Below are 7894 nucleotides of genomic sequence, written 5' to 3' on the forward strand. Positions count from 1 at the left end.
CTTCGCTACCACACCGCTTGCAACCACCGCTTTCCATCTCTAGCCTCCCTTCAATTGAGCCTTTCCCTCCTATAATATCACAACTATCCTAAGTTAGGACTCTCGAATAGAATTGATCAGCCGCCGACAGCGCCTGCGGGTTGTGAATCTGACCTTTGTTGATCCTGTGCATCAGCTCGATACCTTGAAGGGTGATTCGAGCAGAAGCGAAGGTCTGAAAGCCAAGCATCGGCCGAACGATCCTTTTAATCGCCCGATGATCCTGTTCGATCAAGTTGTTTAAGTACTTGCGCTGGCGGATTTCAATGTTGGAATCGGCATTGGCATTGGCATTGGCGTTGGCATTGGCGTTGGCGTTGGCGTTGGCGTTGAGCGCGATCAATGCGGCGGTGTTGGCCCCACTTTGATCAATGGTGACCTTCGTGGGGCGGCCATGCTGGCGGATGACTTTCTTCAGAAACCGCAACGCGGCCTTCTTGTCACGGTGTGCGGTCAGCAGAAAATCAACCGTTTGCCCGGTCTTGTCGACCGCCCGATAGAGGTATTTCCATTGCCCTTTGATCTTGATATAGGTCTCGTCCATCCGCCAACTTAAACCCACCGGCTGCTTCTTTCCTCGACGAAACCGCGCCTCTAGCAACGGTGTGAACTTCTGAACCCAACGGTAGACATTCGTATGATCAACCGCAACCCCGCGTTCCGCCATCATCTCCTCCAGATTCCGATAACTCAACGGATAGGCCAAATACCACCGCACACATAGGAGAATGATCTCCTTTTCATAACGGTGGCCTTTGCAGTCGATCATGCGGTTTGCCTTAGGCATCTCGGTCGGGCCACACAGACTACCGAAACTTCACAGCCTTCGCTAACGCAACGGAGCCAAACTTTGCAGACCGCCCTCATAAATTGACGCGCCCGAGCGGCTGGATGGCCACTTCCTGGGCCAGCTCCTGATAGGACAAGACCGGCAGTTCGTAAAGCTCCGGCTCGATCAGCTTGCGCACGTAGCGGCGGATGTCCATCGAAGTGACCAGCACCGGCTTGCTGGCATGGTGGGCGAGATCGCCGACCGCCTGTTTGACGTTGGCGACAAGCTTGCGGGTCGTGGCCGGATCCAGCGCCAGATAACTGCCCGATGAGGTCTGGCGGATGCCGCCGCGAATCTTTTCCTCGACGTCGGGATCGAGCAGATAGGCCGGCAACAGGTTCTGCGCGCTGCTGTATTTGTAGCTGATATAACGCCTGAGGCTGCCGCGCACGTATTCGGCCAGCAACACCGGGTCTTTTTCTTTCTGGCCCCATTCCACCAAAGCTTCCAGGATGTCCCTCAGGTTGCGGATGGAGATATCCTCGGAAACCAGCCGTTGCAGGATCTCGGTCACCTTCTGCAAGGGCAGGATGCGCTGCGCTTCCTTGACCAGCTCGCCGAAGCGGGCGTCCATCTGGTCTAAAAGATAGCGGGTTTCCTGGATGCCGACGAAATCCTCGGCGTATTTGCGCAGCACGAACGACAGGTGGTAGGTCAGGATCCGCGCCGGCTCCATCACCGGCACGCCGGCCTTGCGCAGGGCCTCGCCGTGGCGGTCCTCGACCCACAGCGTCGGCACGCCCGGCAGAAAAGCGTCATCCTGGCGGTAGGGGATATTGAGCAGGTCGAGGTTGTCCGGTTGCTCGCGCGCCAGCAAATAGCCGGGCGCCAGCTTGCCCTGGGCCATCGGGATTTCTTGCAGATAGATCAGATAGCGTTCGCTCGCTAACTGATCGTTGAACCGTAAGTGGATGCCGGGGAACGGCACGCCGAGGTCGAGATACAGCGCGCGCCGCACCCGCAGCAATTCCTCGTTCAGCGCCTCCGGTTGGATGGCCGCCTGCAAGCCGCTGGCCACGTCGATCAGCAACGGCATGGTCAGCGCAAAATCTTCTTGTTCGTTCAGCTTCTTGCGGCTTGCGCCCTTGCCCCCGGCGGCCGGCGCTTGCGCGCTGACGGTGGCGGCCAACGCGCCGGAATCGTCCTCGGCGGCGCGAGCGGCCACGCCGTTGAGGGTGAAGCCGATGCCGCCCACCAGCAACCCCAGGGTGACGAACGTCGCGGACGGAAAACCCGGAATCAGGGCGAAGGCGCCGAGCAAGGCCGCGCCGATCAGCAGGGCCTTGGGCTGAGCCAATATCTGCCCGCCGATATCGGCGCCGAGATTGGTGGATTCCTCGGTGGTGACGCGGGTGACGATGATGCCGGCGGTGATCGAGATCAGCAGCGCCGGAATCTGGGCGATCAGGCCGTCGCCGATGGTGAGGATGGCGTAGCGGTGCAGGGCGTCGGCGGCGCTCATGCCGCGCTGGAGCACGCCGATGGTGACCCCGCCCAGGATGTTGACGACGATGATGATCAGGCCGGCGATGGCGTCGCCCTTGACGAATTTCATCGCGCCGTCCATCGAGCCGAACATCTGGCTTTCCTTCTCCACCAGGCCGCGCCGGCGGCGGGCCTCGTCCATGTCGATCACGCCGGCGCGCATGTCGCTGTCGATGCTCATTTGCTTGCCGGGCATCGCGTCCAGCGAAAACCGCGCGCTCACCTCGGCGACCCGCTCCGAGCCTTTGGTGATGACCAGGAACTGGACGATGGTGATGATCAGGAACACCACCAAACCGACGATCAGATTGCCGCCGACCACGAAATTGCCGAAAGTGTCGATGATCTGGCCGGCGTCGGCTTGCAGCAAAATCAGCCGGGTGGTGCTGATCGACAGCGCCAGCCGGTAGAGGGTGGTCAGCAGCAGCACCGAGGGAAAGGCCGAGAAGGCCAGCGGCGAGGAGATGTAGACCGAAATCATCAGTAGGATGACGCCGGAACTCATGCTGACCGCGATCAGCACATCCACCAGATGGGTGGGCAGCGGCAGGATCATCATGAAGACGATGCCGACCAGCAGCACCGCCAACAGGATGTCGGTGCGTTCGGTGAGCTTCAACAGCCCGTTTTGCAGCACGGCGGTGGTCATTGCAGGCTCCGGGTCGCGAGATATTGATCCAGGCAAGCCCGCGCCTCGGCGACTCGGCCAAGCCCCCACAGCGCCTTGCCTCGCAATAAATGGCCAGCACTGTCCTGCCCGGCGCTCGTGGCTGCGGCGGCAGCCAGCGCGTCCTGAGGGCGGCCCGCCTGAAGGTAGGCGTAACCCAGTGACTTGGCGATGCCGGGGTCTTCGGGAAATACGGTTCTCAAAGCTTCCAACAGCGTCAGCGCCTTGTCGGGCTGGTCATGTTCGAGGAAAAAAAAGCCGAGCGCGCTCAGGATGTCCTTGTGTTCGGATCGCATGACTCAGGCCCGCACCAGGAGATTGCGCAGGGTATTCAGCAGGCCGCGCAATTGCTGTTCTTCTTCCAATAGTGTCGCCGCTTTGGCGAGCGCGTTGTTTTCCCCGCCCGCGCGGTGGCGCAGTTCGACTTGCGCTTCATCGAGCAGAGTCTGATAGCGGCCCGGCGCCAGAATGGTTTTATCGGCGATTTGCGGCCGGACGCTCCCGCGCAGCAACTCGTTCAAGGCTGGCGCGTTCAGCATTTCATCCAAGCGCACCCGCACCGGCTCGCCGGTCGGCGTCAGCGCGTTGCGTTCGGGCAACGGCTGATCGACCCGCTCGCCGCTTTGGATGATGCGTTCGATGCCGGTGTCGAAGGTCAAGATCCGGGTGTTAGCGATGGCCATGGCTCTGTTCCATCAAGGGGCGGCCACGCGATCGTGCAACTCGGTGAGCAGCGTCACGGTTTTTTCCAGCACGGGCAGGGAAAACGCCCGTTCCTCCAAGCGGGCCAGCAACACCAGCGTGTCCTCGCCCAACAACCCCGCCTGAACCGGCAGCAGATGGCCTTCGCGGTAGTGGGTGCAGCGCAAGGCGCGTTCCAGCGGAGCGCTGTCGTGGCTCGGCGTCTGGCGGGCCAGATAGACTAGCACGGCGTCGGTGGCGCGCTCGAAGAACAACGCGCCGCGCCGTTCGAAGTTCAAACCGGCCACGGTGCCGCCGTCGAGCGTGAGGCCGGCGATGCCGATATGGCGACCGAAATCGTGGAGCACGTCGTCGATCAAATTCATGCCTCTTCCCTCGCGATGGCGTCGTCCAGCGCGTCCTGCACGGCGGCGCGCAGTTTGTCGCGGTTGGCGGGGTCCGAATAAGCTTTCAACGGAATTTCCCGCGTCAGTTCGCCCAACCCCCGCAGAAAATAAATTTCGGCGGCCAGTTCCCGGACGTTCATGCCCTGACCGATGGCCAGCACCTGGTTCGCGCCGAGCCAGCTTTCTTGCTGGAGTTTCAGGACGCTTTGCAGCAGCGAGTGGCCGGAGTAGTCCTCGCGGATGGCGGCGCGGGCGCGCAACGCATCGACCAGGGCTTGGCTTTGCTCGCGCAACCCGCTCAACACTTCCAGCCGATACAGCTCATCAACGATGGCCTTGAGTTCGGTGGTCGAGGTCGATGGCCCCTTGGCGGCGAGATCGTCGCCGGTCGCTTTCAGCAAGAAAGTCAACGCCTGGGCGAAATCGGCTTCGCCGTAGCGGGCGACGATCGCGCCGTAGGCATCGGCCAGACTGTCGAAATCGAGCACCGTCGCCCGGTAGAAGTCGCGCAGCGCGCCGACATCGCCCAGCCGGGGATCGGCGAAGGTCCGGGCGGTGGCGGAGATGTTGAGGCCGGCGCGGATCGCCGGGCCATGCTCGTTTAGGAGCGCGTCGAGGGCGGTGCTCAACTCGCCTTGCAGAGCCTCCAGGCCGGCGGCGTCGGCCAAGCTCTGTTGAGCGCAGGTGAGCGCGGCGTACTGGTGGGACAGATCGCCGAAGCGGTTCTTGGCCTCTTCGCGGATTTGCGCGGCGGAAAGGTCGGGCCGGCTTTTCAGATCGGCCAAGAATTGCTTGAGTTTCTCGACCGGCAGATCGGGGAGCTTCTTCGAATACTGTTCGATCATGACTTCGACGTTCACGCGGTGCTCGTGCCGCCCTTCGCCGACCTTGCGCTTGCTCAAGTCTTTCTCGACTTTCTCGCTGAAGCTGAAGGTCAGTTCTTCCGCCGCGGAATCCAGCAGCGAGGCGGCGTCTGGAATCGCGACGGCCCGCTCGCCGCGATACTCGCCGCGCTGGGCGGCCGGAGCGCCGGACACGGTATCCGCGAAATTGAAGCCGGCGGAAGGTAGGGTCTGAATGCGTTCGGTCATGCGGGCGTGGTCCGGGTGCTCGTGGCTCGGTTCGGTCGGGTAAGTACTCGATCAGTAACGGTCGGGGCCGAAATGTTTCAGCGAGGCTCCGCCACAAATCACGGCGGAGAGGTGAAACAAAGCATCGCCCGGCGTTACCGATGTTTCAGGCAGCAATCGAGGAAAACGCGATGGATGAAAACTTGGAGATCAATGTCGCGGGCGACTTGCCGGCGATCACCGAAGCGAAGGACGCCATCGAGGCGTTCTGCGCGCGGCGCGACGTGCCCGAGCGCGTCACCCTCAGCCTCAGCCTGGCCGTGGACGAATTGCTCGCCAATGTGGTGAATCACGGCGGCCAGGACCCCGGAGCCATTCCCGACATCCGGTTGCGGGTGCGGTTGGAACACAACCAGCTCGTGACCGAACTCAGCGACAGCGGTCAGCCCTTCAACCCCTTGGCCGCGCCGCCGCCGGAGCTCGATCTGGATTTGGACGACAAACCCATCGGCGGGTTGGGTATCCATCTGGTCCGCCAATTGATGGATGACGTTCAGTACCGCCGTGAAGGAGCCTACAACCGCGTGACGCTGCGGCAGCGCTTGAATCCGGCGGATTGACGTTTTTCCTAGGAGAACCGTATGGACATTCTGGAAGAGTCACGCGATGGCATCGTCGTCGTCGCGCCGCGCGGTCGGATCGACTGCAACACGTCGGCCCACCTGGAACGGAAGCTCCTGGCGCTACTGGAACCGGCATCTCGCGGCCTCGTCATCGATTTCACGGGCGTCGATTACATCAGCAGCGCCGGCTTGCGGGTGATGCTGGTGCTGGCGAAACGCTTGCGCGGCGGCCGCGGCGCTTTGGTCTTGTGCCAGCTCAACGACTTGATTCAAGACGTGTTCAAAATGAGCGGCTTCAATAAAGTGATGGCCATCGTCGCCACCCGCGCCGAAGCCCTGGCGAAACTGCCCTGAGCCGCTGTCCCAATAACCGGTTTTATTCGGATTTCCTCAAACCCCGCCTACCGTTCCATCGGCTTCGGCCCATCGATCCCGGACCTGAATCAGCTCCGTACTGGCGCTCAGCGGAGCGCGCCCGCGACAGCGAGCGGTACGGTCAGATCCGGGTCATGTTCGCTGTCAGCGCCTCGGTAGTGCAGCGCCATCAGGGTGATATCGTCGAACTGCGGCGCAGCGCCGGCGAAAGCCCGCACCCGCGTAATGACAGTCTGAACGAGTTCCTCCACACCGGCGGCGCTCGAATCCGCAAGCGCCGCGATCAAGCGGTCGACAGCGAACGCGCGCTCTTGCCCGTCGATGGCTTCGGTCACGCCGTCGGTGTAGAACAACAAGCGGTCGCCCGGCGATAGCACGATTTCGCGCGCTTCGTAGGGCGTTTCAGGCATGATGCCGAGCGCGACCCCATCGGTGCTTTCCAGGAAGCGCACCCGACCGCTGGCGTCGAGCAGCGCCGGCGGGTTGTGCCCGCCGTTCGCGTAGCTCAAGCGGCCGGTGGCGGGATCGAACACGCTGTAGAACACCGTGACGAACATCGCCGCGTCGTTCTCGGCGCTGAGGAGGTCGTTGGTGCGCGTCAAACAGGCGGCGGGTTCCGGCACGATCGCCGCGGTGCTGCGCAGCGCGGTGCGCGCCACCGCCATGAACAGCGCCGCCGCCAACCCCTTGTCGGAAACGTCGGCGATGATCAGCGCCCAGCGGCCGTCGGGCAGAGCGAAGAAATCGTAGAAATCGCCGCCGACCTCGCGCGCCGTCTGCAGGCTGGCCGAAAGGCTGAATCCGGCGGCCAGCGGGAAGGCTGAAGGGAGGATGGAGCGCTGGATGCAAGCGGCCATATCGAGTTCTTGTCGGAGCGCGAGCAATTGGCCGTGCGCTTGCTGGGCGCGCCGGAACGCCTCCACCGTGCCGGCCAGCCGGCCGATTTCGTCGTCGCGCGCCGGATAGCGCACGCCGACCTCGGTATTGCCGCGCGCCAGCGCCTTGAGCACGCCGATGATCGCGTTCAGCGGTTTGAACGAGCGGCGCATGTACCAGTACAAGGCGCTCAGCGCAAACGCCAGGGCGAGCGTGATCGAGCCTTGGGAAAGGCCGCCGGTCACAGTCTCTCGCCAGTAGGCGGCGGTGATGTCGCGGCTGGCGAACAGCGTGACCGACGGGCGCTCCAGCAGGTCGCGCGCCGGCAAGCGCACCAGCGTGAAAACCCGGTCGCCCGCGCGGGCGACGCTGAAGCTTCGAACGCCCGCCGCCGCTGCCGCCACGCTCGACCACAGCGCCGGCTGGGTGGCGTATTCGAGCCGCCGCTCGCCGTCGGCGACGAACACGTCGTTTTCGACGCTGGCGGCAAACACGTTGAGCGGTTGCTTGAGGTCGGCGGCGAGCGCGACGACGCCGGACATGCCGTCGCGGGAGAACAGCGGAAACACCACGGCCAGCCCCAGGCGACCGTTTTCCAGCCGCGTCAAACCGCGCAGCGGAGCGAGTTTGGCGGTCACGGCGGCGACCGTTTCAGGCGACAAAATCGCGGGTTTGACGGCATTTTTCGCGGTCGAAAAAAACAGGGCGCCATCGGGTGTGACCGTTTCGAAAAGCGGCGTCGCGGGGTCGGTTTGGAGGCGCTGGCGCAGCTCGTCCAGCGCCGCCGCGAACGCCGCCGGCTTGCGCGCGGCCAGCGCGCGCAAGGCCCGGTCGTTGCG

Annotated in this window: 9 protein-coding genes; 2 read left to right on the top strand and 7 right to left on the bottom strand. The window is 63.3% G+C overall.

Annotated features, from left to right (window positions below; translation table 11 throughout):
• Window positions 1-88: 88 nt before the first annotated feature.
• The 6 genes from BN873_RS12755 to sctW all read right to left on the bottom strand — a co-directional run bounded on the left by BN873_RS12755 (window position 89) and on the right by sctW (window position 5202).
• Complete coding sequence (locus tag BN873_RS12755) at window positions 89-808, bottom strand: IS6 family transposase (protein ID WP_082161278.1); 720 nt, start codon at window positions 806-808, stop codon at window positions 89-91.
• A gap of 94 nt (window positions 809-902) precedes the next feature.
• On the bottom strand, window positions 903-3005 hold the full coding sequence (gene sctV, locus BN873_RS12760) for a type III secretion system export apparatus subunit SctV (RefSeq protein WP_048674266.1): 2103 nt from the start codon (window positions 3003-3005) through the stop codon (window positions 903-905).
• On the bottom strand, window positions 3002-3319 hold the full coding sequence (gene sctY / locus BN873_RS12765) for a type III secretion apparatus assembly chaperone SctY (RefSeq protein WP_048674268.1): 318 nt from the start codon (window positions 3317-3319) through the stop codon (window positions 3002-3004). Before sctY ends, sctV begins: the two co-directional genes overlap by 4 nt.
• A 3-nt stretch (window positions 3320-3322) precedes the next feature.
• Window positions 3323-3706, bottom strand: coding sequence for a type III secretion apparatus assembly protein SctX (gene sctX / locus BN873_RS12770; protein ID WP_048674270.1), 384 nt, complete (start codon window positions 3704-3706; stop codon window positions 3323-3325).
• 12 nt (window positions 3707-3718) lie between these two features.
• Window positions 3719-4090, bottom strand: a complete 372-nt coding sequence (gene sycN, locus BN873_RS12775) for a type III secretion chaperone SycN (protein WP_048674272.1) — start codon at window positions 4088-4090, stop codon at window positions 3719-3721.
• Window positions 4087-5202, bottom strand: a complete 1116-nt coding sequence (sctW, locus tag BN873_RS12780) for a type III secretion system gatekeeper subunit SctW (RefSeq protein WP_048674273.1) — start codon at window positions 5200-5202, stop codon at window positions 4087-4089. Before sctW ends, sycN begins: the two co-directional genes overlap by 4 nt.
• 140 nt (window positions 5203-5342) lie before the next feature.
• Between sctW and BN873_RS12785 the strand changes: the two genes are divergently transcribed.
• A complete protein-coding gene (locus BN873_RS12785) occupies window positions 5343-5801 on the top strand; it encodes an ATP-binding protein (protein ID WP_048674275.1) in 459 nt (152 codons plus the stop codon).
• A gap of 21 nt (window positions 5802-5822) precedes the next feature.
• Window positions 5823-6158 carry an STAS domain-containing protein gene (locus tag BN873_RS12790; RefSeq protein WP_048674277.1) on the top strand — a complete coding sequence of 112 codons (336 nt, stop codon included), beginning with the start codon at window positions 5823-5825 and terminating at the stop codon, window positions 6156-6158.
• A gap of 107 nt (window positions 6159-6265) precedes the next feature.
• Here the strand turns inward: BN873_RS12790 and BN873_RS18840 are convergent.
• Window positions 6266-7894: PP2C family protein-serine/threonine phosphatase (locus BN873_RS18840; RefSeq protein WP_139031718.1), on the bottom strand; the 1629-nt coding region annotated here is incomplete at its 5' end.

It is taken from the genome of Candidatus Competibacter denitrificans Run_A_D11, assembly GCF_001051235.1.
In the GTDB taxonomy this organism is placed as follows: Bacteria; Pseudomonadota; Gammaproteobacteria; order Competibacterales; family Competibacteraceae; genus Competibacter_A; species Competibacter_A denitrificans.

What these genes read in the sequence shown, in the direction of transcription:
- BN873_RS12755 (WP_082161278.1), bottom strand. Translation starts at nt 808, where the DNA reads ATGATCGACTGCAAAGGCCACCGTTATGAAAAGGAGATCATTCTCCTA.
- sctV (WP_048674266.1), bottom strand. Translation starts at nt 3,005, where the DNA reads ATGACCACCGCCGTGCTGCAAAACGGGCTGTTGAAGCTCACCGAACGC.
- sctY (WP_048674268.1), bottom strand. Translation starts at nt 3,319, where the DNA reads ATGCGATCCGAACACAAGGACATCCTGAGCGCGCTCGGCTTTTTTTTC.
- sctX (WP_048674270.1), bottom strand. Translation starts at nt 3,706, where the DNA reads ATGGCCATCGCTAACACCCGGATCTTGACCTTCGACACCGGCATCGAA.
- sycN (WP_048674272.1), bottom strand. Translation starts at nt 4,090, where the DNA reads ATGAATTTGATCGACGACGTGCTCCACGATTTCGGTCGCCATATCGGC.
- sctW (WP_048674273.1), bottom strand. Translation starts at nt 5,202, where the DNA reads ATGACCGAACGCATTCAGACCCTACCTTCCGCCGGCTTCAATTTCGCG.
- BN873_RS12785 (WP_048674275.1), top strand. Translation starts at nt 5,343, where the DNA reads ATGTTTCAGGCAGCAATCGAGGAAAACGCGATGGATGAAAACTTGGAG.
- BN873_RS12790 (WP_048674277.1), top strand. Translation starts at nt 5,823, where the DNA reads ATGGACATTCTGGAAGAGTCACGCGATGGCATCGTCGTCGTCGCGCCG.